This is a genomic window from Actinoplanes sp. NPDC051405 (assembly GCF_055586185.1).
Genome location: NZ_JBVJIR010000023.1, coordinates 61107 through 85182, shown reverse-complemented (window position 1 = coordinate 85182; position 24076 = coordinate 61107). Strand labels below are relative to the sequence as shown.

Here is a 24076-nt window from a genome sequence, read left to right as displayed (position 1 = left end):
AACTCTGACACCTGCTGACCCAGCACCGAAAGACGTGTTATCAATCCGATACGGGCCCAGGATATGTGCAAATGCGCAGCGCAGAGGCGATTACCGCACAAATGATCCAGCACAAACCGGGCGGTTCGGCACCCTTCACCGCGGGCACCGCGGCACGGCCGGACAGCTTCAGCCGACCAGCTCGACGCCCAGCACATCGATACGCTGCGCGGAGTCGATCGACACGTTCCTGACCCGTTCGGAGTGCCCGAAGAGGTTCTGCCCGAAACGCAGCGGGATGACAGGCATGTCCTGAGCCAGGAGGTCTTCCGCTTCCTGCCACTTCTTGACCGCCTGGGCCGGCTTCGGCGCTTTGGAGCCCTCACCCAGCAGGCTGTCGAAGGCCGGGTTGCTGTAGCCGTAGAGATTCGACGAGCCGTTGGTCGCGTACAGCGGGGAGAGATAACTCTCCAGCAGCGGATAATCCATGGTCCAGCTCAGCCGGATCAGGCCGACGGGCTGCCGCTTCTCGACCTTGCCCAGCAGCGCGGCGAGATCGTCCTCCCCGGCTCCGGTGCACTTGATGCCCAGCGCCGCGGTGATCTGCCGGCACAGGACGTCGACCCAGCTCCGCGGGCCGCTGTCCCGGCTGTACGAGACCGTGACGGCGGCGGGACCGCCGGCCGCCCGGTACATCTCCTTGGCCCGCGCGGGGTCGTACCGGCAGTACTCCGCGCAGGAGTCGGCCCGGTAGCCCGGTACCACCGGCGACACGAACGCGGTCGCGGCGGTCTCGGTCCCGTGGAAGACCTCGTCGACCATCGCCTGGCGGTCGATCGCCAGGGAGAGCGCCCGGCGCACCTCCGGCTCGGCGAAGTCCGGCTGGAAGATCGGGAAGCCGAGGAAGGTGAAGGTGGAGTTCGGACTCTTCTGCAGGCGTCCCCCGAGGTCCTCGGTGGCCTTGTCGATCAGCTCGAGCGGAATGCGGGTCTGCACGTCGATGTCGCCGTCGACCAGATCGGCGTACTCGTCACCGGCGTCGTCATAGATCTTCCACAGCAGGCCGTCCACTTTGGGAGCGGGCCCCGGGAAACCGGGCGCCTTCTCCATCAGGATCCGGCTGCCGCGCTCCCAGCCGCCCTTCATCTTGAAAGGTCCGTTGCCGACGACCGCGTTCTCGAAAGCGCCGGCGACGACCCCCGGCGCGTAGAAAGCGGCCTTGGGCAACGGATAGAAGGCCACGTCGTTCAGCAGCGCGGCGAAGCCCGCGAACGGCGCCGACAGGGTCACGGTGAACGAGGTGTCACTGACCTTCTTCAGGCCCCGCAAGGTTTTCGCCCGCGGATCCGCGGGCGACTGCGGGCCGGAGTCGCCGTCGGGGTCGCGCACCTGCAGATCCGCGTACCCGTCGATGCGGTCGTAGTAGGAAGTCGCGCTCTGGTGGTTCGGGCCGTACGCGCCGTAGTTCCAGGCGTCGAGATAGCTGTCCGCGGTGACCGGCTCGCCGTTGCTGAAAGTGAGCCCCGGCTTCAGCTTGACGGTCCAGATCCGGGCCGTCGGGTCAGCCTTGACCGACTCCGCGGCGGCCGGGACCGGAGTGCTGCGCGCGTCGAAGGTGACCAGCGGCTGGAACAGCGCGGACAGCACCTGCTTGCCGCTCACGTCCACGGTGTTGCTGGGGATCAGATGCCCCGGCTCGGAAATGCCGATGACCACCGTCCGGTCGGGCACATCCTCGTCCGGGCCATGGTCCGTGCAGCCGTACGCCGACAGCACGAGGGCGACTGCCGCAGCCGCCACCAGCCGTGGGGCCTTGCGGACCATGGTGCGGAACTCCTTCAGACGAGCCGGCGGTCAGCCGCCCAGCGTGACAACTCGTACCGGTTCGACATCTGCAGCTTGCGCAGAACGTTCGACACGTGAGTTTCCACAGTCTTGATGGAGATGTACAGCTCCTTTGCGATCTCTTTGTAGGCGTACCCCCGCGCCAGCAGCCGCAGCACCTCGCGCTCGCGGTTGGTCAGCTGATCGAGCTCGGGATCCGCCACCGGGACGTCCGGGCGCGACGCGAACGCGTCCAGCACGAAGCCGGCCAGCCGAGGGCTGAACACCGCGTCGCCGTCGGCCACCCGCCGGATCGCCGCGGCCAGCTCGTCGGGCGAGATCGTCTTGGTCACGTACCCGCGGGCGCCGGCCCGGATCAGGCCGATCACGTCCTCGGCCGCGTCGGAGACCGACAGGGCGAGAAACTTCACCTGCGGATGGGTACGCCGCATGGCGTCCAGCACCGCCCGGCCCCCGCCGTCGGGCATGTGCACGTCGAGCAGCACCACGTCCGGAGTCGTCGCGGCGATCCGGACCACGGCCTCGGCCACCGTGCTCGCCTCGCCCACCACCTCGACGTGGGCACCGAGCTCGGCGCGGACGCCGGCGCGGAACATGGCGTGGTCGTCCACCAGGAAAACGGTCAGCCGCCGGTTCTCCTCGGCTACAGGCTCGGTCATCGTGCTGTCTCCTTTCCGGCGGTGACGCTCTCCCGGGAAACCGGCAGCGTCAGGCGTACCTCGGTGCCGTCCCCAGGGGCGCTGCGGATCTCGGCCTTGCCGCCGTGCCGCCGCATCCGCCCGATGATCGAACCGCGTACCCCGTGTCTCGTATCCTCCACCGCCGTCAACTCGAAGCCGGCCCCGCGGTCGCGGACGAACACGCTCAGCTCCTCGGCCTCCACCTCCGCATAGAGCGAGACGGTCTGCACGCCGGCGTGCCGGGCCGCGTTGACCAGGGCCTCACGCGCGGCGGCGACCAGCGCGGCAACCGACTCGTCGCACGGGGTGTCACCGACCACCACGGTCTCGACCGAGATCGCGTACGTGTCCTCCACCTCGGCGGCCGCCTGCTCGAGCGCCGCGGCGAACCGCTCGGTGGGCGAGGCGCTCGGCTTGTAGAGCCAGTTGCGCAGGCTGCGCTCCTGGCCCCGGGCCAGCCGCTGCACCTCCTTGATGTCCGCGGAGTTGCGCTGGATCAGCGCCAGGGTGTGCAGCACCTGGTCGTGGATCATGGCCGCGACCTCGGCGCGCTCCTGCTCCCGGATGCGGCCCTCGCGCTCGGAGCGGAGCTGGCTGAACGTGCGCCAGAGCAGCGGGGCGACCACCACGCCGACCCCCAGCAGGCCGACCAGCGCGAAGATCACCCCGTTGAAGACGGCGCTGAGGTTGCCGGCCGGGGCGTACACGGCGAGGATGCCGATCACGCCGGTCGCGACCAGGACCCCGCCGCCGATGAAGCGGAAGATGAACGAGCGGCGGTCGCTCTCGGCGACCACGGCGGCGAGCCAGGGTGCCTGCGGGCTCGCGTCGGCCCACTGGCCGCGGCGGGTCGGGTCGGACTGGTGCCAGATCACGCCCGCGCCGACCGCGGTGACCGCGATGAGCCAGCCCGCCGTACCGGCCACGCCGTTGTCCCCGAAGAGCAGGCCCTGCAGCAGGATGACGCCCAGGCCGATGGCGCCGAACGGGAGCAGCAGCGCGAGGTCGCGGCGGGTACGGCCGGCGCCGGTGGACAGCTGCTGCGGCAGGACGGCCCAGAAGACCGCGTAGAGCAGCAAACCGAGGCCGTTGAAGCTGAGCAGGACGACCAGGGCGATACGGACCGCGGTCACCGGGATGCCCAGATGACGCGCCAGACCGGACGCGACACCGGCGATGACCCGGTGATCGCGCGGCCGGTACAGCCGGCGCGGTGTCGGGGTTACTGCGGTGGCGGTGATCGCTCCTCCTCCAGTCAGGGCGCGGCGTGCGCTGCGGCCTGTTCGATCGTCACACGGCCGGGGGGTCGCGGGCCACGGGGAAACTCCCCCATCACCGGGCCCCCCGGATCTCAGGGTGGTGTCAGGGTCGCCGCCTGAGGCGGTTCGGGTCGCCGGACCGCCAGTATCGAAGCCATGACCGACGAAGCTGCCCAGTCCCGCGAAGCTACCGGGTCGTCGCAGGACGCTCCGGCACCTTCGGCTGTCCCGCCTCCGGCGCCGGCTCCCGCTGCGGCCGCGTCCGACCTGCCACCGGCCTACGAGCCTCCGGCACCGGGCGCCCCGCCGGCGGCCGACCCTCCTCCGCCTCCTTCCGGAGCTGTCCCGCCTCCCGGCGCTGTCCCGCCTCCCGGCGCTGTCCCGCCTCCCGGCGCCGTGCCGCCGCCCGGAGCTACGCCTCCGCCCGGTGGGACGCCGCCTCCGGGTGGGCAGCCGCCGCCCGGTGCGATGCCGCCGCCGTGGTTCGGTGCGCCCGACAGCGGGCCCACATTCGCCCGGGAGAAGCTGATCCGGCCCACTCGCGGCCGCTACGTCGCCGGGGTCTCCGGTGCGATCGCCAACGCCACCAACACCGACCCGGTGCTCTGGCGGGTGCTGCTGGCCGTACTGGGCTTCTTCGGCGGGGTCGGCGTGCTGATCTACCTGGTCGGCTGGCTGCTGATCCCGGCCGAGGGCGACACCGCCTCCCCGATCGAGTCCCTGCTGGGCCGCGGCCGTTCGGCCACCGCCCCGCTGTCGATCGTGCTCCTGGGCGGGGCGGCCGCGCTGACCTTCGCGTTCATCGTCCGCGACGGCTTCCGCGCCACGCTGCTCGCGGCGGCGGTGCTGGTCTGCGGCGGGCTGCTGCTCAGGCGCAACTCCCGGGCGAACGCCACCGCCCCGACGCCCGGAGCCGCCCCCACGCCGGGACCCTGGCCTGGTGCCCCGTCGGCTGGTCCCGCCCCGTTTCCCCCGGCCACGCCGGCCGCGGCCACGCCGCCCGCTCCCACGCCTCCGCCGGCTCCGGCCGCTCCGGACGAGCCCCGCACGACCCCGTTCCCGGCCGCGGCCGCACCGGCCCGCGAACCGGTGACCGCTCCGTTGCCACCCACCCCGCCCAACTACACCCAGGGGGCTTACGTGCCACCGAGCACCGCCTACGCGCCGCCCCGGCCGCCCGAGTTCGGGCCGCCGCCCGGTGGCTACCGTCCGCCGTTCGCCCCGCACGGGCCGTGGGCCCAGGGCGGTAACCGCACGATGACGCCGCCGGCCCCGCCCCGGCCCCCGCGCCCGCCGAAGCAGCGCCGCGAGCGTTCCAAGCTCGGTCGGATCACGTTCTTCATGATCGTGGTGGTCATGGGCGTGCTGGCCCTGATCGACCTCTCCGGCGTCGACGTCTCCGTCTCGGCCTACTTCGCCGCCGCGCTGACCACGATCGGCCTGGGCCTGGTCGTCGGCGCCTGGTTCGGCCGGGCCCGCGGCCTCATCGCCCTCGCGCTGCTGGCCTGCCTCGGCCTCGGCATCTCCAGCGGCGCCGAGACCTGGGGCGGCGAGCTGGGCAACAGCACCTACCGGCCCAAGACCATCACCGCGGTCGCGGACCGCTACGACTTCACCATCGGTACGGCGACCCTGGACCTGCGCGCCGTCGACTTCACCGGCAAGGAGCAGGCCACCACCGTCGCTATGAAGGTCGGCCAGATGAAGATCCTGCTGCCGGACAACGTCGACACCACCACCTCGGTGCGGATGGACGGCGGCCGGGCCCGGATCTTCGGCCGCGAATGGGACGGCAAGGAACTCGGCTCGCAGGAGGTCACCGACCTGGGCTCGGACGGCGCCGGCGGCGGCACGCTGCGCCTGACCATCGAACTGAACACCGGTGACCTGGAGGTGATCCGATGAGGCCGCACCGTACCGACGGCATCTCGCTGAGTTTCGGTCTGCTCTTCCTGCTCGTCGCGGTCTGGTGGGCGATCGCGCAGGTCGTGACCGTCCGGCTGCCCGCCGCGGGCTGGCTGGTGGCCGGCGCCCTGATCCTGTTCGGCGCGATCGGGCTGCTCGGCGCGATCCGCTCCGGCCGGCGCACCGAGGTGCCCGCCCCGGTGCAGGCCGAGGCGCAGGTGGAGACGCCGGGCGACCTGCCGCCGGAGATGCACGCGGACATCGTCCGGGAACTGCTGGACAACCCGGCCGACCGGGTCGACCTGCACCCGGCGTACCTGAAGCACCCGGTCCCGGACCCGGCGACGGCCACCCGCCCGGCCTCGGCACCGCCTGCGGCCCCCACGTCCGCGGCGCCTTCATCCGCGCCACCCGCGGCGCCCACCTTTGCACCGCCCGCGGCCTCCGTGTCGGCGCCGCCCGCCGTGCCTGCTTCCGCGCCGCCGGCGCCCGCAGATGCGGATCCGGCCGGGGATGAGCCGACCGGGGTCATCGACGAGCCGACGGCTCCGCTCCCGCCCGCCGGCAGTGCCGCCGGGGCCGGGGACGAGCCGACGACCGAGGTCACCCGGGTGGATCCAGGCCCGGGGGCGGGCCGCGATGTGCAGTCCGGCGAGGATCAGGACGGCGCGCCCCGGCGCGGCTGACGCGGCGCGCCGGTCGCGGGTCACACCAACGGGTGGGGCCCGCGACCGGCGCAATATGCTCTCCGAGCAGAGGAAATCCCGACAGCGCGAGGAGCCCGCACCGCCATGACGCCGTTTCCCGCCGTGTCCACCGCACCCGTGACCGGCGTCGGGCCGCGTGCCGCACGCGCCCTCACCGCCGAGTTCGCCCGTCACAACGCCGCTACGACCGCCCTGGTCATCGGGGCCGATCACGCCTCGACCGTGGTGGCCGCCGCCGTCGAGGCGTTGCTGCCCGGCGACACCCTGACCCTGGTCGCCGGCGAGCGCAGCACCGCTGAGCTGCTGCGGGACCACATCACCGGGCTGGGCAGCTGGATCGCCGACCGGGTCCGGATCGTCGACTCACTGACCGAGGCCGACCCGGCCGACGTGGTCGTCCTGGGCGAGCCGCTCACCGGCACCGCCGAGGAGGCCCGGGCGGTCCTGGAGAGCCTGTCCAAGTACCTCACCGAGGGCGCTGTGGTCTCCGTGGCGACCCCGGCGGTCCCGGGACGCACCGGAGGCGCCGCCGCCGAACTTTTCCGGCAGAGCGCCCTGTTCGGGGTCGGCACCGACCTGGTGACCCGCAACCAGCCGCCGCTGCGCGTGCACAAGCTGCGCTTCAGCCAGGCCGACACCAAGGTGGCCGCGACGCTGGCGCCGGCGTACCGGCCGTCGAGCGTGCCGGTAACCCGGTCCATGCACATCGACTCCAACGGGGTCGCGGCCGCCGGCATCGCGCTGGGCCTGGCCGGGCTGGCCCGTACGCTGCGGCCGAAGTCGAAGTTGTGGCTGCTCCCGGCGCTGGCGGCGGCTCCGGTCGCGGCGTTCTTCCGGGACCCCGAGCGGGATGTGCCCACCGAGGCGAACGCCGTCGTGGCCGCCAGTGACGGCCGGGTGCTCTCCGTGGAGCGGCTCACCGACGAGCGCCTGGGCACGGGCGAGTTCCTGCGCATCGCCGTGTTCCTGTCGGTGCTGGACGTGCACGTCAACCGGGTGCCGGTGGCCGGCCGGGTGACGGACTACTTCGTGATCGACGGCGGTTACGCCAATGCCATGACCGCGGCCGCCGAGCACAACGTGGCGGCGTACACGGTGCTGGACACCGGCCACGGCACCGTCGTGGTGGCCCAGCGCACCGGCCTGATCGCCCGGCGGATCGTGCAGCGCACCCCGGTCGGCACCCTGGTGGCCAAGGGTGAGCGGATGGGCCTGATCCGCTTCGGTTCCCGCACGGACGTCTACCTGCCGGCGGACCGCGCCGAGGCGGTCGTCGCCGTGGGTGACAAGGTCATCGGCGCGAGCTCGGTCATCGCCCGCTGGAAGTAGTGATCCGACGCAAAAGGGCCGGCCCTCACGGGCCGGCCCTTTTCACGTCCTACGAGATCAAACCCGCTTGGCGCGCATCCACATCAGCGGGCCGCTGAGCACGTACGCCCCCACGAGCAGCACGAACGTCAGTCGCGGGTCCACCAGCGCGCCCACGATCGGCAGCAGCCAGAGCCACGGCGGCAGCTTCACGAGCCGGGCCAGCTTCGCGTACGGGAAGCTGGACACCATCGCGAACGCCAGCAGCGCCACGCCGCCCAGCACCGCGATGCCCGGCAGCGGCAGCTCGATCAGCACGGTCAGCGCCAGCACCGCCGCCACCAGGGTGGTCGGCACGCCGGAGAAGAACTTGCCGTCCTTGGGCGAGACGTTGAAGCGGGCCAGCCGGATCGCGGCGCAGCCGGCCACCAGCATGCAGGCGACGGCCGCGAAGGCGGTCGGCACGGTGTGCGACAGCGCGGCGTAGACCACGACCGGCGCGGCGAGGCCGAACGAACACATGTCGGCCAGCGAGTCCATCTGCGCGCCGAACGGGCTGGAGACGCCCAGCCGCCGGGCCAGGGCGCCGTCGAGCCCGTCGAAGCCGACGCAGGCCACCAGGCAGGCGGCCGCGATCCGGGGGTCGCCCTGCATGGCCAGGAAGATCGCCAGCAGGCCCAGGCCCAGGCTGGCCAGGGTGCACGCGTTGACGAGCGCGAAGCTGATCCGGCGGCGCAGGGTGTGCGCGCCGGGCAGCAGGGAGGCGGAGTCGGCCTCGACCACGACCGGCTGGGCCATGACCGCGGGGCCGTGGCTGCCGGAGGTGGCGACCGTGCGACCGCGGCCGTACGGGGACGGAACGAGCTCAGTGCCGGTGTAGATCACCTCGGCCCGGGTGGCTGTGGCGGCCCGCCCGGCGTCGCCGGACCTGCGCCCCACGCGCACCAACAGGGCCTGCCGGGCGAGGGTTCCGCCACGGCGCAGCCGGCCTGCCCAACGACGTCCGGCGGGACGGGGACTATCCGTCGTACGACGCCGGCGCCAAGGGGTTCTCGGCACGTGCTCCTCCATCTTGGGGTCGGGTGCCCGCCGGCTTGAGCCGTCACGGGGTGCTGCCCTGCGCCCGTACGTCTACGGACAGTCATTTGGGCGGGTTACACAATCGCATAGCCGAGCGGTCTTGGCGATAGACCTCACAGACCTCATCGACCGCCATGTGCAACGACGTCCTCTGGAGTTTTCATCCTCCGACGGGCGAGGGAGGCACGTTCACTGCCTGGCCCTGTGACGAGTCTAACCGAGGCTCACCAGAGCGATCACCGATGAGCCGTTTCGGCGGCGAGCCGGGCGACCATCTCCCGGGTGACCTCGGTCAGCGGTAGATCACGCAGCGTGCCCGGATCGAACCAGCCCGCCTCGGCGGTGGACCCGCCCGCGGCCTCGACGACCTCCGGTTCCGTCGGCTCGTCCACCTGCACCCGGAACAGGACCCGGACGACGTGCCAGTCGACCGGCACCCCTTCCGGGCCGAGCGCGGCCGGGTCGTACCGGTGCGAAGTCCCCAGCAGCCCGGTCACCCGTCCGTGTTGTCCGGTCTCCTCCCGGATCTCCCGGGCCAGCGCGGCCTCGGGCACCTCGCCGTGGTCGGTGCCACCGCCGGGCAGGTGCCAGAGCCCCGCGCCCGGGTAGCCCTTGGCGATCCGAGTCAGCAGGATTCGCCCCGCCGGGTCAGTGACCAGCCCGTACGCGCCGAAACGCTGGCCCTTGCCGGGCGTCCGGGCGACCGCTTCGTCCGGATCATCCGGTACGTCGGAAGGAGTCCCCGCCCGCCCGAGCACCACCGCGGTGAACGGCATCAGCGGCAGGCCGGCCGGATCGACCCAGTCGACCAGTTCGGTGGTGCCCTCGGCCTCGTTGCGCAGGCTGCCACCGACCGGCTCCACGTCGTAGATGATCCGGTCGGTGTGTTCCCACGTATCTGTCATCGGCAGCCGGAACACGTCGGCCGTCACGGAACGGAGGCCCGTCACGCGTACGGTCAGGCCCGTCTCCTCGGCGAACTCCCGGACGACCGTGTCGTCGGGGTGTTCGCCCTGCTCGACGCCACCCCCGGGCAGGGTCCAGAGCCCGGGGAACGCCGACAGCTGGGAGTTGCGGGCGAGCAGGACCCGGCCGGCGTCGTCCCGGCACAGGCCGTACGCGCCGATTCGTCTGACCTTCACACCCCTCAGGCTAGCCGCGCCGCCCGCAATGCCTCGGCCGTCACCTCGGTCAGCTGGTCCGCCGGCAGCTCGGCGACCTCCTTGAGCGCCATCCAGCAGGCCTCGGACGTGGATCCGCCGACGTCGGTGACGATGACCTCGGTGGGCGCGTCGACGAAGACCCGGTAGAAGGCGCGGACGCCGTGCCAGTCGATCGGGTAGCCCTCAGGGCCCAGCGAGGCCGCGTCGCGGTGGCTCGCCACCCCGAGCAGCTCGATCAAGCGGCCCTCCTGGCCGGTCTCCTCGACCAGTTCGCGGATCAGCGCGGTGCCCGGCTGCTCGCCGTAGTCGGTGCCGCCGCCGGGCAGGTGCCAGCAGCCGGCGCCGGGGTAGCCGGGGGCGATCCGGGTGAGCAGCAGCCGGTCGTGCGGGTCGGTGGCGATCGCGTACGCCGCGAAGCGCTGCGCGCGGTGCAGCCCGTCCGGGCCGGCGACGGCGTAGAAGGACGGGAAGTCCGGCACCTCCTCGGGCCGCAGGTCGGCCGAAGCGGCGGACAGGCCCAGGGCAGCGGCCGTGAAGGGCCGCAGGCGCAACTTCTCGGCCTCGGCCAGGGTGTGCCAGCGGGCGAGGTCGGTGGGCTGGCCGACGCGGTCGTAGAGGTTGCCGCCGCGGACGGTCACCTCGTAGATCAGGCGGTCGGTGTGGATGGTGACGCCGCGGTGCGGCAGGGACCGCATGTCGGCGAGCACGTCGCGCAGGCCGCTCACAGCGACGGACAGGCCCGTCTCCGCGGCGGTCTCCCGTACGACAGTGTGGTTGGGGTCCTCGCCGTGATCGACGGCACCGCCGGGCAGGGACCAGACGCCGGGGGTGCCCGAGCGGGTCGAGGCGCGGACGAGTAGGACGCGGCCTTGGGGATCGGTCGCGACGGCGTATGCCGCGATCCTGCGGAGCGGCTCCAGTGCGGGGGTCACGGGCGGCATCTTGCCCGGTTTATGTTACCTACGAGGAACAACTGTCGGATTCCTGACAGGACGATAGCCCACAGTAATCGCTGATCAGGGCGGTTCTCCGCACGGAGCGCAGGCGGGCAGTAACAGCCAGCAATGCCTGCGAATCACCCATCCCGGGGACCCGAATCAGGGTCGGTATCGGGGCAGTCACCGAGGCGGCGAGGCACCCCCGAGGCCCACTCTTGGAGCATGACTACACCGACCGTCGCCCCTTACAAGCAGCTCCGCCGCCCGCTCGACGACCGCATCGTGGCGGGCGTCTGCAGCGGCCTCGGCCGTTACCTGGCCGTCGACCCGGTGCTGATCCGGGTCGGCTTCGTCGTGCTCGCCGCCCTCACCTGGGGCACCGCGCTGCTGGCGTACCCGATCGCCTGGTTCCTGATGCCCGAGGAGCCCGCACCGGCCGAGCCGGTGTGGCGCGACCCGGCCGACCCCACCTGGGGTCAGCCGCCGACCGCGCCGTGACTCACTCCCACTCGATGGTGCCCGGGGGCTTGCTGGTGACGTCCAGGACGACCCGGTTGACCTCCGGCACCTCGTTGGTGATGCGGGTGGAGATCTTGGCGATCACCTCGTAGGGCAGGCGCGACCAGTCCGCCGTCATGGCGTCCTCGCTGGAGACCGGGCGCAGCACCACCGGGTGCCCGTAGGTGCGCCCGTCGCCCTGCACGCCCACGCTGCGCACGTCGGCCAGCAGCACCACCGGGAACTGCCACACGTCGCGGTCCAGGCCGGCCGCGGTCAGCTCCTCGCGGGCGATCAGGTCGGCCGCGCGCAGCACGTCGAGCCGGTGCCGGTCGACCGCGCCGATGATCCGGATCGCCAGGCCGGGCCCCGGGAACGGGTGCCGCTGCACCATCTCCTCGGGCAGGCCCAGCTCGGCGCCGAGCGCCCGCACCTCGTCCTTGAACAGCGTGCGCAGCGGCTCGATCAGCGCGAACTGGAGATCGTCGGGCAGGCCACCGACGTTGTGGTGGGACTTGATGTTGGCGGTGCCGGTGCCGCCGCCGGACTCCACCACGTCCGGGTAGAGGGTGCCCTGGACCAGGAACTCGATGTGCCGTTCGGCGTCGAGCTCGCGGGCGGCCGCCTCGAACGTCCGGATGAACTCCCGGCCGATGATCTTGCGCTTCTGCTCCGGGTCGGTGACGCCCGCCAGGTGCCCGAGGAACTGGTCGGCCGCCTCCACCACCTTGAGCCGGATGCCCGTCGCCGCCACGTAGTCCTTCTCGACCTGCTCGGCCTCGCCGGCCCGCAGCAGGCCGTGGTCGACGAAGATGCAGGTGAGCTGGTCCCCGATCGCCTTGTGCACCAGCGCCGCGGCAACCGCCGAGTCGACGCCGCCGGACAGCCCGCAGATGACCTGCTTGTCGCCGACCTGCGCACGGATCGCGGCGACCTGGTCCTCGATGATGTTGGACGACGTCCAGGTCGGCTCGAGGCCGGCGATGTCGTAGAGGAAACGCTGGAGCATCTCCTGGCCCTGCTCGGTGTGCGCCACCTCGGGGTGGAACTGCACGCCGGCCCGGCGGGTGACCAGATCCTCGAACGCGGCCACCGGCGCGCCCGCGGACGAGGCGGTCACCGAGAAGCCCGCGGGGGCCGCGGTGACCGAGTCGCCGTGCGACATCCAGACCGGCAGATCGGCCGGGAGCTCCCGGAGCAGGGTGCCGGCCGCGGAGTCCGGGGTGAGCAGGGTACGGCCGTACTCGCGCGAACCGGTGTGCGCGACCGTGCCGCCCAGCGCCTGGGCCATGGCCTGGAAGCCGTAGCAGATGCCGAAGACCGGGACGTCGTTGTCGAACAGGGTGGCGTCCAGCACCGGGGCGCCCGGCTCGTACACCGAGGACGGTCCGCCGGACAGGATGATCGCCGCGGGGTTCTTGGCGAGCATCTCGGCGACCGGCATCGAGTGCGGCACGATCTCCGAATAGACCCGCGCCTCACGGACCCGCCGGGCGATCAGCTGGGCGTACTGGGCACCGAAGTCGACGACGAGAACCGGGCGGGGTGTACTCATGGCTGGCGAGTTTACCGGCGTCAGCGGTACCACTTCCGGGCCGGGGCGTACCGCGCGTTGCCGGCCTTGTCGTAGGCGCGTACCCGCACGGTCATGACCGCGCCGTGCTTCCAGGTCTGCACCGCGAACTTGTGGGTGCTGCCCGCGTACCGCTGGGTGACCTTGCCGTTGACCAGCAGTTCCAGCCGGCTCACGCCGTTGCTGTCGGAGGCCGTGGCGGTCACGTACTTCGTCTTGCGCACGTGCCGGGTGCCGCCGGCCGGGCCGCTGGTGATCTGCACCGACGGACCCCAGTTGTCGACCGTGACCCGGCGGGTGGCACTGGTCACGTTGCCGCCGCGGTCGTACGCCCGCAGCCCGAGCGTGACGGCCTTGCGGCGCACACCGGTCTTCCACGAGAAGCTGTACGGCGCCACCCGATCGGTGCCCACCACGACACCGTCGGCGAGCAGCTGCACCTTGGCGATGCCGATGGCGTCGGTCGCCTTCGCCGCCACGGTGACCGTGCCGTGCACCAGAGCGTTGCCGCCGGGCGTCAGGAAGGACGTGGCCGGCGGGACCGAGTCGTCGGTGACCGGCAGCGAAGCCAGGGCAGCCGCCGCGTCGACCCGGCCGGAGGACGTCGGGATCCAGGTGCCGGCGATGCCGCGGGCCGAGGTGGTCAGCGCCGTCCGGATGGCCGCCGCGGTCGGGGTGGGCGAGGTCGAGGCGAGCAGAGCGGCGACACCCGAGATGAACGGGGTGGCCGACGACGTACCGCAGAAGTTGCCGACGACGCCGTTGCGCGCCTGCGCCGGGTTGCAGCCCGGCGCCGCGATGTCGACCCAGCTCTTGCCGTAGTTGGACCACGAGTAGCGGCTGTCGGAGGAGGTGGAGGCGCCCACGGCCAGCGCGGCCGGGATGGCGGCCGGGTAGTGCGGGGCCGGGCTGCCGTCGTTGCCGGCGGCGGCGATCACCAGCGCCCCCTTGCCGGTCGCGTAGGCCACCGCGTCGCGCAGCAGCCGGCTGTCGGCGGCACCGCCGAGCGAGAGGTTGATGATGTCGGCGCCCTGGTCGGCCGACCAGCGCACCCCCTGCGCGATGTCGCTGTACGAGCCGGAGCCCTTGGCGCCGAGCACCTTCACCGGCAGGATCTGGCAGGTCCAGCAGATCCCGGCGATCCCGGTGCGGTTGTCCCCGCGGGCCGCGATCACGCCCGCGGTCATCGTGCCGTGGCCCTGGTCGTCGGTGGCGTTGCTGTCGTTGTTGACGAAGTCGCGACCGGGCAGCACCCGGCCGGCGAGGTCGGGCAGCACCTTCACGCCCGTGTCCACGACCGCGACGATGATCGCGGCGGAACCCCGGGTGGTCTCCCACGCGATGTCGACGTGCGTCTTCTTGATGCCCCACTGGTTGCCGAACGCGGGATCGTCCGGGCGCACCGCGGCGACCCGGGCGACCTGATCACGTTCCACGTAGGCGACGGCCGGGTCGGCGCGCAACGCGTCGGCGGCCTCGCCCACCTGGTCGGCCGGGACGTCGACGGTGACCGCGCCGGCCAGCGGTTCACTGGCCACCACGTCGACGCTGCGCTCGAGGGTGCCGACCACGTCGGCGTCGGTGCGCAGACCGACGATCAGCGAGACCGGCGCCTCGTCGTCCACCGGCGCCGCCACGGCCGGGCTACCGCCCGCCAGGGCGATGCCACCCACCAGGAGACCGACCGTCAAGGCGCGCAGATTCATGCCCCCACGGTCGGCGCCCGGGCGGCGAAACGTCGGACCGGTCCGGGTGCTTTCCGGGAGCAGAGAAGCCCTCGCCGAGAGCGCCCGGCGAGGGCTTCCGATCAGGGACGGTCAGCGCGTGTACGTGCGCGCCGTGTCGAGCCTGACGTTGCCGGCGTTGTCGGTCGCCCGGATCTGCACCTTCATCGGGTTCGGCTGCTTCGACGCGGTGAACGAGAACGCGTACGGCGAGGAGGTGTCCTGCGACTTCACCTTGCCGTTGATCAGCAGCTCGACCCGGCGTACCCCGTTGGCGTCGGAGGCGGTGGCCTTGATCCGGACCGTGCCCTTGACCTTCGCCTTGTTCTTCGGCGCGCTGGTGATCTTGACCGCCGGCAGCCCGTTGTCCACCACGATCGAGCGGTCGTACCGGGTCTCGTTGCCGGCCTTGTCGTAGACCCGGAGCTGCAGCTTCACCGTGCCGTTGCGCCCGGCGCTGTTGTACTTCAGCGTGTACGGCGCGGTGAAGCTCTGGGCCTTGTAGACGCCGTCCGCGTACAGGTTGACCTTGCTGATCCGTGACCCACCGTCCGCGACGCCGTGCGGGGTGACCGTGATCGTGGCCCGGTTGAGGGAGCCGGCCCGCGGGGCCATGCCCGTGATCGCCGGCGGCGTGACGTCGGTGGCGACGGTCAGGGCCTTGGCCGCGTCGAGCATGCCGAACTTGTTCCAGCTGCCGATCGGGCGGGCCGAGGAGAGCAGCGAGAGCTGCAGCGACCAGCCCGTGTACGCCGGGTGCACCGTCTTGATCAGGCCGGCCGCACCGGCGACCATCGGCGCCGCGAAGGAGGTGCCCTCCTGGTCGGTGTGGTAGACGCCGTAGCGGTCCATGCCGGTGATGACGCCCGGGGCGGCCATGTCGACCCAGGAGTCGCCCGACTTGTTGTAGCTGGAGAAACTGGCGCGGGCATCGGAACCCTTGGCGGTGGCGCCGACGGCCACCACGTCGGTCAGCGCGGCCGGGTACATCTTGGTGTTGCGGCTGGAGGTGTTGCCGGCGTTGCCCGCCGCGGCGACGACCAGCACACCCTTGCGGTTCGCGTACGCCACCGCGTCGGAGAGGGCCTTGCTGTAGTCGGAGCCGCCGAGCGACATGTTGATGATCTTCGCGCCCTGGTCGGCGGCGTAGACGATGCCCTTGGCGATGACGCTGTCGTAGCCGTTGCCGTTGCGGTCCAGCACCTTGACCGGCAGGATCACGCAGCTCCAGCAGCCACCGGCCATGCCCACGCCGTTGTCGCCCCGGGCCGCGATGATCGAGGCGACCGTGGTGCCGTGGCCGGCGTCGTCGGTGGTGTTGCTGTTGTTGCTGACGTAGTTCCAGCCACCGGTGACCGCGCCGGCCAGGTCGCCGACCTTGGCCACGCCGGTGTCCAGCACGGCGATCTTGACGGCGTCCCCGGTGGTGGTCTCCCACGCCGCGGGCAGCCGCACCTGGTTGATCTCGCCCTGGTGGCCCTCGGTGTACATCGGGTCGTCCGGGGTCACGTCGGAGACCTTGCGCACGTGGTCGACCTCGACGTACGCCACGGCCGGGTCGCTGCGCAGGGCCGCGATGACCTTCGCGCTGCGCGCCGCGGACACCTCGAGGGTGTGCGCGCGCAGGCTCGCCATCGCCTGCTGGGCCGGGCCGGCGGTGTCCAGGGTCCGCACGCCCATGGTGGAAACGGTGCGCAGCGGGGCCGCGGTGTCCGCGCCCAGCTTGGTGCCGACGATCAACCGCACCGGCAGCTCGGCGGGGGTCTCGGCGGCGAGGGCCCAGGTGGTGACCCCGGCCATCGTCGCGACCACCACGGCCGACAGCGTCCCGACGGTTATCCGCCGTGTGACGTGCTTCATCTAGGACGTGCCTCCCCGTGTCCGACCGCCGCCTCGGCAATCGCGGCGGTCAGCGTACGGCCGATCTTGCCGATGTCCATGCCCCGTTCCACCACGCGAGATCACCGGGGCGTTGAGCACGTGGTGAGCGTCCCCTACTGTTCCACCATGCGGACTAACAGGCTTCTCTGGGCAGCGGCCGGCGTGGTCGTGGTGCTGCTGCTGGCCGGCGTGGGCGTCGTCGTGGCCCTGCGCGGTGGCACAGACGAGCCCGATCCGGTGGCTGCGCCCAGCTCGACGCCGGCACTGGTGCCGCCGACGTCCGCGAGCCCCGCACCACCCCCCGGCGCCGACCTGGAAGGCCCGCTCGACCTGCTGATCCTCGGCGTCGACACCCGCACGACGATCCCGGACTGGCAGCCGCACGCCGACGCCATCATGCTGCTGCACGTCGACGCCGACCTGCGCCGGGGCTACCTCTACTCACTGCCCCGCGACCTGCGGGTCGACGTGCCGGCGTTCGCCAAGAACGGCTACGGCGGCGGACGGCACAAGCTCACCGAGGCGATGAGCGACGGCGCCAAGGTCAAGGGCACCGACAAGGCGAACGTGGCGCAGGGCTACGAACTGCTCGCCCGGACCGTCTCGAAGTACACCGGCATCAAGGAGTTCGACGCCGGCGCGGTGCTGACCTTCGCCGGCCTCAGCAAGCTCACCGACGCGCTCGGCGGCGTCACCCTCAAGATCGACCAGAAGGTCGTCTCCCAGCACCGCCGCCCCGACGGCAGCCTGCGCACGCTGCGCTCCGGCGGTGGCGGCTACGTCGGCCCGCAGGCCACCTACCTGCCCGGCACCCGCAAGCTGGTCGGCTGGCAGGCCATCGACTACGCCCGCCAGCGCTACACCGCCGGCGGCGACTACACCCGGCAGCGCCACCAGCGGCAGCTCGTCAAGGCGCTGCTCACCAAGGCCGAGGACGCCGGCCTGGCGACCGACCAGGCCAAACTGCAGGCGGTGCTGGACGCGCTGGGCGAGACGCTGGTCTTCTCCGGGCAGCGGAGCCCGATCGAGTACGCGTACGCGCTGCGCAACCTCACGCCCAGCAACCTGACCCTGGTGGGCCTGCCCGGTGACGGGGTCTACAGCGGCGGCTACATCGGCGAGCAGCTCACCGCCACCGGACGCGGGTTCCTGCGCGCGGTGGCGGCCGGGGACCCGGCGCCCTACCTGGCCAAGCACCCCGAACTGGTCAACAAGTAGCTACGGCTGCGGCGGCTTCTGCTTGCCGAAGAGCCACGCCTCGAAGAGCTCCCCGAGGTCCTTGCCGGCGGCGGCCCGCTCGGCCGCCGCGATGAACTCCTCGGTGGTGGCGTTGCCGTCGCGGTGCTCGGCCGGCCACGATTTGAGAAGGGCGAAGAAGGCCGGGTCGCCGATCGTGCGGCGCAACGCGTGCACGGTCATCGCGCCGCGCTGGTAGACGGCGTCGCCGAAGAGCCGGTCGGGGCCGGGGTCGCCGGTCGGCACCGACCAGTCGAATCCTGAGTAGATCCGGTCGAACGACTGCTGGGCGGTTCGCTCGCCCTCGTGCTCCTGCCAGAGCCATTCCGCGTACGTGGCGAAGCCCTCGTTGAGCCAGATGTCCTGCCAGCGGGAGAGGGCGACGCTGTCTCCGTACCACTGGTGGGCCAGCTCGTGGACTACCACCGTGGTGTTCGGTTGGCCCACGAAGAACGTGTTGCCGTAGACCGGGCGGGACTGGGTCTCCAGCGCGTACCCGACCCGGTCGTCGTCGAGGACCACCCCGCCGTTGGCGTCGAACGGGTACGGCCCGAACTGGGTGGCGAGGAAGTCCGTGACAGCGCCGGTGCGGGCCAGCGAACGGGCGGCGTTGCTGCTGGCCGGCAGCGACTCGGGCAGCGCGATGACCATCGGCTTGCCGTCGTGGGTGGTGCTCTGCACCCGGTACTGCCCGATCACCACGAACGCGAGGTAGCTGGCCAGCGGCTTGCTCTCCGTCCAGCGCCAGGTCGTCTTGCCGGCGGTGGTGGCCCGCTCGCCGGGCACGCCGTTGCTGAGCACCTCGACGCCGGCGGGCACGGTCATGGCCAGCGCGAAGGTGGCCTTGTCGGAGGGATGGTCGTTGACCGGGAACCAGGTGCTGGCGGACTCGGGCTGCCCCAGCGCGAAGGCGCCGTCCTTGGTCCGCAGCCACCCGCCGACACCGAGCGCCTCGTTCCTGAGCGGCTGCGGCTTGCCGCTGTAGTCGACGACGACGGTGAAGGCCTTGCCCTTGACGATCCCGGCGGCCGGTGTCACGACGAGTTCGTTGCCGTCGGCCTTGCTGGTGGCCGGCTGTCCGTCCACAGTCACCTTCGCGGCCGTCAGACGGGCCAGATCCAGGTGGAACGCCGACAGGTCCTGGGTGGCGGTGGCGATGATGGTCGCCGTGCCGCCGAGCTGTCCGGAGGCGGGGGCGTAGTCGAGTTTGAGGTCGTACCCGGCGACGTCGTAGCCGCCGTTGCCGTACTTGGGGAAGTAGGCGTCGCCGGCCCCCTCGGCGCCGGGCGCGAAACTCGGCGGCACCGACGGCGACTCCGCCGCCCGCGGAGTCTTGTCGTCGGCAGTGCACCCGCCGACGGCCAGCGCCGTCACCACGGCCATAACTGTTGCTGTCCTGCGGGCACGCCCTCGCTGCATCACAGCAACGACGTTACGTGCCCCCGGCGAAAGCGCGGCGAAGCCGCGCTCCCCCGGCGACGCCTGTCTCAGCGGTCGAGGACCAGGCCGACCTTCTGGAATTCCTTGACGTCGTGGTACCCGCACTTGGCCATCGCCCGGCGCAGGCCACCGAAGAGGTTGAGCTGGCCGTCGGGCCGGTCGGCCGGGCCGTACAGCAGCTCCTCGAGGGTGCCGTCGGGCTCGCCGGCGATGCAGAAGCCGCCGCGCGGCAGGCTCGGGTGGCTCGCCGCCGAGTGCCACCACGCGCCGCCGGCCGGGGCGCCCTCGGCCAGCGACAGCGGCTCGCCCAGCATGACCGCGTCCGCGCCGCAGCCGATCGCCTTGGCGATGTCACCGGAGGTCTGGATGCCGCCGTCGGCGATGAGGTGCACGTAGCGGCCGCCGGTCTCGTCCAGGTAGTCACGGCGGGCGGCCGCGGCGTCGGCGATCGCACTGGCCATCGGGACGCGGATGCCGAGCACCGTGTCCGTCGTGGACCACTCGTCCGCGCCGATGCCGACGATGACGCCGGCCGCGCCGGTGCGCATCAGGTGCAGCGCGGTCTTGTAGTCCGTGCAGCCACCGACGATCACCGGCAGGTCGAGGTCGGCGATGAACTCCTTGAGGTTCAGCGGCTCGTCGGTGGTGGAGACGTGCTCGGCGGAGACCAGAGTGCCCTGGATGACGAGCAGGTCAACCCCCGCGTCGAGGATCACCGGGGCCAGCGCGAGGGTGTGCTGCGGCGACACCCGTACGGCCACGGTCACGCCGCCCTCGCGCATGGTGCGCACGCGCTCGGCGATCAGCTCGGGCCGGATCGGCTCGGAGTAGACCTCCTGGAGGCGCTTGGTCGCGTCCGCCTCCTCGTCGAGCCCGGCGAGCTCCTCGAGGATCTTGGTCGGATCCTCGTACCGGGTCCACAGGCCCTCGGCGTTGAGCACGCCCAGGCCGCCGAGGCGGCCCAGGGCGATCGCCGACTGCGGGCTCATCGTGGCGTCCGACGGGTGCGCGACGCAGGGGATCTTGAACGGGTACGCGTCGACCTTCCAGTCCGTGGACACGTCGTCCACGTCCCGGGTCCGCCGGCTCGGGACGATGGCGATGTCGTCCAGGTGGTACCCGCGCTGGGCGGTCTTGCCGAGACCGATCTCCACCACGTCACGCATGTCGGAATACCTTCTTAAGGGAGTGGTTCAGCGGGAGTGGTAGTTGGGAGCCTCGACGGTCATCTGGATGTCGTGCGGGTGGCTCTCCTTGAGACCCGCAGCGGTAATCCTGATGAGCTGGCCCTTGTCCTGCAAGTCCGGGATGGTCTCGGCGCCGACGTAACCCATCGCCGCGCGCAGACCACCGATCAGCTGGTGCGCGACGCGCGAGAGCGGCCCACGGTACGGCACCTGGCCCTCGACGCCTTCCGGCACCAGCTTGTCCTCGTTCACGTCCTGCTGGAAGTAGCGGTCCTTGGAGTAGGACTTGGCCTGGCCGCGGGACTGCATGGCGCCCAGCGAGCCCATCCCCCGGTAGGTCTTGAACTGCTTGCCGTTGATGAAGATCAGGTCGCCGGGGCTCTCCTCGGAGCCGGCCAGCAGACCGCCGAGCATGACGGTGTCGGCGCCGGCCACGATGGCCTTGGCGATGTCACCGGAATACTGGATGCCGCCGTCGGCGATGACCGGGACGCCCGCCGGACGGCAGGCCCGCGAGGCCTCCATCACCGCGGTGATCTGCGGCACGCCGACCCCGGCGACGATCCGGGTGGTGCAGATGGCGCCGGGACCGACGCCCACCTTGACCGCGTCGGCGCCGGCATCGACCAGGGCCTTGGCGCCCGCGTACGTCGCGATGTTGCCGCCCACGATGTCGGTGGTGGTGTCCTTCTTCAGCCGGGCGACCATCTCGAGAACCGCGCGCTGGTGACCGTGCGCGGTGTCCACGATGACGACGTCGACACCGGCGTCGATCAGGGCGCGCGCCCGCTTGTAGGCGTCGTCGCCGACCCCGACCGCGGCGGCCACCCGGAGCCGGCCCTGCGGGTCCTTGGCGGCGTTCGGATACTGCTCGCTCTTGGTGAAGTCCTTGACCGTGATGAGGCCACGAAGCCGGCCGAAGTCGTCGACCAGCGGCAGCTTCTCCACCTTGTGCCGCTGGAGCAGGGCGAGCGCCTCGTCCTTGCTGACCCCGACCGGCGCGGAGATGAGCGGCATCTTGGTCATGACCTCGCGCACCTTGACGCCGTGGTCGGTGACGAACCGCATGTCCCGGTTGGTGACGATGCCGACCAGCACACCCTCGGCGTCGACGACGGGCAGCCCGGAGATCCGGTAACGCCCGCAGAGGGCGTCGACCTCCCGCAGGGTGTCGTCGGGGCTGCAGGTGACCGGATTGGTGATCATGCCGGACTCGGACCGCTTGACCAGATCGACCTGCGAAGCCTGATCGTCGAGGGAAAGGTTGCGGTGCAGCACACCGATGCCGCCCTGCCGGGCCATGGCGATGGCCATCCGCGCCTCGGTGACCGTGTCCATGGCGCTGGAGAGCAGCGGAATGGAGAGCTCGACGTTGCGCGTCATCCGGGTGATCGTGTTGACCCGGCTCGGCACGACATCGGATTCGCCTGGCTGCAGCAGCACGTCGTCGAAGGTGAGACCCAGGGGCACCGTGCGGGCGGACTCGTTATCCACTGATCATCCCTAGCAAGAGGCGGAGTGTTTCATCCTACCCATCCAGGTGAGGGGCTCTGAAGGGCGGACAGCGCGTGCGGGCCAGCACACACCGCCTCTACATGGGTACGGTAGACACCGTGCAAGAAGAGCCGATCGACCCGTTCAACGGCGACCCCGCCGATCCGGCCGCCGGACTCGACGACCTCACGGAGGACGCCGAGAACGACCCGCTGACCGAGGCCGAGCGGCAAGACGTCCTCGAGGACCTCTCCGACCTGGAGATCTACCAGGCCCTGCTGAGCCCGACGGGGATCCGGGGCCTGGTGATCGAGTGCGAGGACTGCCACGAGCCGCACTACTTCGACTGGGACCTGCTGCGGGGAAACCTCCGGCACCTGCTGAGCAGCGGGCGGCCCCGGGTGCACGAGCCGGCCTACGACCCGGACCCGGATCACTACGTGACGTGGGAGTACGCCCGGGGCTACGCGGACGGCGTGCACGACACCTTGACCGAGGGCACGGACGACGAACCCAGCTGATGGCTCTGTTTGATGGCCTCGCTTCGCTCGGCTGGCACTTCGCCCCAAAGGCGGTCGGTGTCGAGTGCACCGAAACAGGCCACGGCAAAGGGCGCCTAGCCTGTTTCGGCACCCTCGACACCGACGGGCGAAGTGCGACTTTGGTTGCGGTTACTACCTGGTGGGGTATTCGACCGCGTTTGACTTGTGGTCCAGCCTGACCATGTCGGCGACCTACCTTCGACCAGCCCGCCCGGCCCAATCGCCGGGCCAGCCCTCGATCATGCAAGTCGCCGGTCTGGCTCCCATCAGCCCGACCGGCCCAGTGGCCGGTCCGGCCCAGCCGGTGAGTAAAGCCCGGCCGACGGGCCAGCTCCGAGCAGCCCGACCGGCCCAGCCGGTAACCCAGCCCGGCCGACAGGCCAGCTCCGAGCAGCCCACCCGGCCCATTCGCCGGTCCAGCCCCGAACAACCCGACCGGCCCAACCGGCGAGTAACCCACCCCGACCGACAGGCCAGCTCCAAGCAGCCCACCCGGCCCAGCCCCGAACAACCCGACCGGCCCAACCGGCGAGCAACCCACCCCGACCGACAGGCCAGCTCCGAGCAGCCCACCCGGCCCATCGCCGGCCCAGCTCCGCCCGGCCCGGCCGCGAGTCGGCGGCCGGGCTCGGGCCGGGCGGGTCGTTTTGCGGCCTGGTCAGGCGACCAGGCCGGCCCGGAAGCCTGCCGCGACCGCGTGGGCCCGGTCGCGGGCACCGAGCTTGCGGAACAGCCGCCGCGCGTGGGTCTTGACTGTGTCTTCCGAGACGAACAGCTCCCGGCCGATCTCCGCGTTGCTCTTCCCGTCGGCCATGCCCCTCAGTACCTGCAGTTCGCGCTCGGTGAGCGTGAGTCGCCGGCCCGTCGGGGCGTCGGTGCGGCCCGTGTCGTTGCCGGGCCAGACCATCGGGCGTCCCGTTGCCGGGTCGATGTCTGATCCGTCGCCGCGCTGGGCCGGGACCATCGGGGAGTTCGGCAGCATCGCCGGGATGCCGGCCGCGTTCGGTGTGCCGGCCATGGCCAGCCCGTCGCGGTGCAGACCGCGGGCGGTGGCCGAGTTGTTGTTGCGGCCCGCCCCGCCGACCGCGGCCGGTTGGGCGTTCGCGCCGTTGATCGGCATGCCCTGCGGGCGTACCGGTAGCAGAAGGAGCAGCAACGCCTTGGCGACCACACTGACCAGGTCGTGTTCGACGCCGCGGATGACGCCGCGGGCGCCGGCGGCTACGGCTGCCGCCGCGACCCGGGGGTCTTCGGCGCCGAAGAGGACGACCTGTGCCTGTGGGGCACGGGCGAGGACACGCCGGGTGAAGCCGACGCTGTCGGGACGGGTCACGGCGGTGTCGGCCAGTACGACCTCGGCCGGCCTTTCAGCCAGTCGGATCATGGCCTCGGTCTCGCTGACCGCCGTCCGCACGACCCCGGTCATGCCGAGCCGGGCCGCTGTGGAGGCGACGGTCTGGGCCGCTAGTGGGGTTCGGACGCACACGAGGACGGTACGCACAGTGATCCTCCTTCTCTCTCAGAGGAGATCACGCAACGGCCGCAGCATTACGCGCTTTAGATGGAAAAAATAGGAAACATCGGTACGGCTTGCCGCACCGATGGGATACGGCCGACGAAGACATCGACAAGTCGTG

Annotated in this window: 19 protein-coding genes; 6 read left to right on the top strand and 13 right to left on the bottom strand. The window is 71.6% G+C overall.

The features are described from left to right. Window positions 1–168 precede the first annotated feature (168 nt). From ACZ6S4_RS38115 to ACZ6S4_RS38105, 3 genes are read right to left on the bottom strand one after another with little or no spacing between them, the layout of a single operon-like run. Window positions 169–1803, bottom strand: coding sequence for a peptide ABC transporter substrate-binding protein (locus tag ACZ6S4_RS38115; RefSeq protein WP_465479556.1), 1635 nt, complete (start codon window positions 1801–1803; stop codon window positions 169–171). A 14-nt stretch (window positions 1804–1817) separates the two neighbouring features. Next, entirely contained in the window at window positions 1818–2483 is a 666-nt protein-coding gene (locus ACZ6S4_RS38110; RefSeq protein ID WP_465479555.1) for a response regulator, read from the bottom strand. Further along, complete coding sequence (locus tag ACZ6S4_RS38105; protein WP_465479634.1) at window positions 2480–3709, bottom strand: ATP-binding protein; 1230 nt, start codon at window positions 3707–3709, stop codon at window positions 2480–2482. The genes ACZ6S4_RS38110 and ACZ6S4_RS38105 overlap by 4 nt, the downstream gene beginning before the upstream one ends. 522 nt (window positions 3710–4231) lie before the next feature. Here ACZ6S4_RS38105 and ACZ6S4_RS38100 point away from each other — a divergent pair. The 3 genes from ACZ6S4_RS38100 (at window position 4232) to ACZ6S4_RS38090 (ending at window position 7704) form a co-directional block, all read left to right on the top strand. Continuing rightward, complete coding sequence (locus ACZ6S4_RS38100; RefSeq protein WP_465479554.1) at window positions 4232–5668, top strand: PspC domain-containing protein; 1437 nt, start codon at window positions 4232–4234, stop codon at window positions 5666–5668. Next, window positions 5665–6354 (top strand): hypothetical protein, encoded by a 690-nt coding sequence (locus tag ACZ6S4_RS38095; RefSeq protein ID WP_465479553.1) that lies wholly within the window; start codon window positions 5665–5667, stop codon window positions 6352–6354. The genes ACZ6S4_RS38100 and ACZ6S4_RS38095 overlap by 4 nt, the downstream gene beginning before the upstream one ends. 105 nt (window positions 6355–6459) lie before the next feature. Further along, complete coding sequence (locus tag ACZ6S4_RS38090; RefSeq protein ID WP_465479552.1) at window positions 6460–7704, top strand: phosphatidylserine decarboxylase; 1245 nt, start codon at window positions 6460–6462, stop codon at window positions 7702–7704. Window positions 7705–7761: 57 nt separating this feature from the next. Here ACZ6S4_RS38090 and ACZ6S4_RS38085 read toward each other — a convergent pair whose 3' ends face one another. The 3 genes from ACZ6S4_RS38085 to ACZ6S4_RS38075 form a co-directional block, all read right to left on the bottom strand. Beyond that, window positions 7762–8742 (bottom strand): CDP-alcohol phosphatidyltransferase family protein, encoded by a 981-nt coding sequence (locus ACZ6S4_RS38085; protein ID WP_465479551.1) that lies wholly within the window; start codon window positions 8740–8742, stop codon window positions 7762–7764. Window positions 8743–8999: 257 nt separating this feature from the next. Beyond that, the gene (locus ACZ6S4_RS38080; RefSeq protein ID WP_465479550.1) at window positions 9000–9905 is read right to left on the bottom strand and encodes an NUDIX domain-containing protein; all 906 of its coding nucleotides are present in this window, start codon (window positions 9903–9905) and stop codon (window positions 9000–9002) included. 5 nt (window positions 9906–9910) lie between these two features. Continuing rightward, entirely contained in the window at window positions 9911–10858 is a 948-nt protein-coding gene (locus ACZ6S4_RS38075; RefSeq protein ID WP_465479549.1) for an NUDIX hydrolase, read from the bottom strand. Between the two features lie 228 nt (window positions 10859–11086). Between ACZ6S4_RS38075 and ACZ6S4_RS38070 the strand changes: the two genes are divergently transcribed. Further along, on the top strand, window positions 11087–11362 hold the full coding sequence (locus tag ACZ6S4_RS38070) for a PspC domain-containing protein (protein WP_360820781.1): 276 nt from the start codon (window positions 11087–11089) through the stop codon (window positions 11360–11362). Between the two features lies 1 nt (window position 11363). Here ACZ6S4_RS38070 and guaA read toward each other — a convergent pair whose 3' ends face one another. The 3 genes from guaA to ACZ6S4_RS38055 all read right to left on the bottom strand — a co-directional run bounded on the left by guaA (window position 11364) and on the right by ACZ6S4_RS38055 (window position 16519). After that, window positions 11364–12917 (bottom strand): glutamine-hydrolyzing GMP synthase, encoded by a 1554-nt coding sequence (guaA, locus tag ACZ6S4_RS38065; protein ID WP_465479548.1) that lies wholly within the window; start codon window positions 12915–12917, stop codon window positions 11364–11366. Window positions 12918–12937: 20 nt separating this feature from the next. Further along, window positions 12938–14641, bottom strand: coding sequence for a S8 family serine peptidase (locus ACZ6S4_RS38060; RefSeq protein WP_465479547.1), 1704 nt, complete (start codon window positions 14639–14641; stop codon window positions 12938–12940). A 111-nt stretch (window positions 14642–14752) separates the two neighbouring features. Further along, window positions 14753–16519 carry a S8 family serine peptidase gene (locus tag ACZ6S4_RS38055; RefSeq protein WP_465479546.1) on the bottom strand — a complete coding sequence of 589 codons (1767 nt, stop codon included), beginning with the start codon at window positions 16517–16519 and terminating at the stop codon, window positions 14753–14755. Window positions 16520–16666: 147 nt separating this feature from the next. Between ACZ6S4_RS38055 and ACZ6S4_RS38050 the strand changes: the two genes are divergently transcribed. After that, a complete protein-coding gene (locus tag ACZ6S4_RS38050) occupies window positions 16667–17758 on the top strand; it encodes an LCP family protein (protein WP_465479545.1) in 1092 nt (363 codons plus the stop codon). On the opposite strand, the gene ACZ6S4_RS38045 is transcribed toward ACZ6S4_RS38050, so the two are convergent. From ACZ6S4_RS38045 to guaB, 3 genes are all read right to left on the bottom strand, one after another. Then, window positions 17759–19195, bottom strand: coding sequence for a M1 family metallopeptidase (locus ACZ6S4_RS38045; RefSeq protein WP_465479633.1), 1437 nt, complete (start codon window positions 19193–19195; stop codon window positions 17759–17761). Between the two features lie 68 nt (window positions 19196–19263). After that, window positions 19264–20382 carry a GuaB3 family IMP dehydrogenase-related protein gene (locus tag ACZ6S4_RS38040; RefSeq protein WP_451915956.1) on the bottom strand — a complete coding sequence of 373 codons (1119 nt, stop codon included), beginning with the start codon at window positions 20380–20382 and terminating at the stop codon, window positions 19264–19266. Between the two features lie 27 nt (window positions 20383–20409). Continuing rightward, window positions 20410–21897 carry an IMP dehydrogenase gene (gene guaB, locus ACZ6S4_RS38035; protein ID WP_465479544.1) on the bottom strand — a complete coding sequence of 496 codons (1488 nt, stop codon included), beginning with the start codon at window positions 21895–21897 and terminating at the stop codon, window positions 20410–20412. A gap of 119 nt (window positions 21898–22016) precedes the next feature. Between guaB and ACZ6S4_RS38030 the strand changes: the two genes are divergently transcribed. After that, window positions 22017–22418: a DUF5319 domain-containing protein gene (locus tag ACZ6S4_RS38030; protein WP_360820516.1), complete on the top strand. Its 402-nt coding sequence runs from the start codon at window positions 22017–22019 to the stop codon at window positions 22416–22418. Window positions 22419–23097: 679 nt separating this feature from the next. Here ACZ6S4_RS38030 and ACZ6S4_RS38025 read toward each other — a convergent pair. Then, window positions 23098–23940, bottom strand: coding sequence for a response regulator transcription factor (locus ACZ6S4_RS38025; RefSeq protein WP_360556044.1), 843 nt, complete (start codon window positions 23938–23940; stop codon window positions 23098–23100). Window positions 23941–24076: the final 136 nt, after the last annotated feature.

Bases quoted from the DNA above. Each gene is read 5' to 3' on its own strand.
- ACZ6S4_RS38055 (WP_465479546.1), bottom strand. From the start codon at position 16,519: ATGAAGCACGTCACACGGCGGATAACCGTCGGGACGCTGTCGGCCGTG.
- ACZ6S4_RS38050 (WP_465479545.1), top strand. From the start codon at position 16,667: ATGCGGACTAACAGGCTTCTCTGGGCAGCGGCCGGCGTGGTCGTGGTG.
- guaA (WP_465479548.1), bottom strand. From the start codon at position 12,917: ATGAGTACACCCCGCCCGGTTCTCGTCGTCGACTTCGGTGCCCAGTAC.
- ACZ6S4_RS38070 (WP_360820781.1), top strand. From the start codon at position 11,087: ATGACTACACCGACCGTCGCCCCTTACAAGCAGCTCCGCCGCCCGCTC.
- ACZ6S4_RS38045 (WP_465479633.1), bottom strand. From the start codon at position 19,195: ATGCAGCGAGGGCGTGCCCGCAGGACAGCAACAGTTATGGCCGTGGTG.
- ACZ6S4_RS38095 (WP_465479553.1), top strand. From the start codon at position 5,665: ATGAGGCCGCACCGTACCGACGGCATCTCGCTGAGTTTCGGTCTGCTC.
- ACZ6S4_RS38090 (WP_465479552.1), top strand. From the start codon at position 6,460: ATGACGCCGTTTCCCGCCGTGTCCACCGCACCCGTGACCGGCGTCGGG.
- ACZ6S4_RS38115 (WP_465479556.1), bottom strand. From the start codon at position 1,803: ATGGTCCGCAAGGCCCCACGGCTGGTGGCGGCTGCGGCAGTCGCCCTC.
- ACZ6S4_RS38060 (WP_465479547.1), bottom strand. From the start codon at position 14,641: ATGAATCTGCGCGCCTTGACGGTCGGTCTCCTGGTGGGTGGCATCGCC.
- ACZ6S4_RS38100 (WP_465479554.1), top strand. From the start codon at position 4,232: ATGCCGCCGCCGTGGTTCGGTGCGCCCGACAGCGGGCCCACATTCGCC.
- ACZ6S4_RS38110 (WP_465479555.1), bottom strand. From the start codon at position 2,483: ATGACCGAGCCTGTAGCCGAGGAGAACCGGCGGCTGACCGTTTTCCTG.
- ACZ6S4_RS38040 (WP_451915956.1), bottom strand. From the start codon at position 20,382: ATGCGTGACGTGGTGGAGATCGGTCTCGGCAAGACCGCCCAGCGCGGG.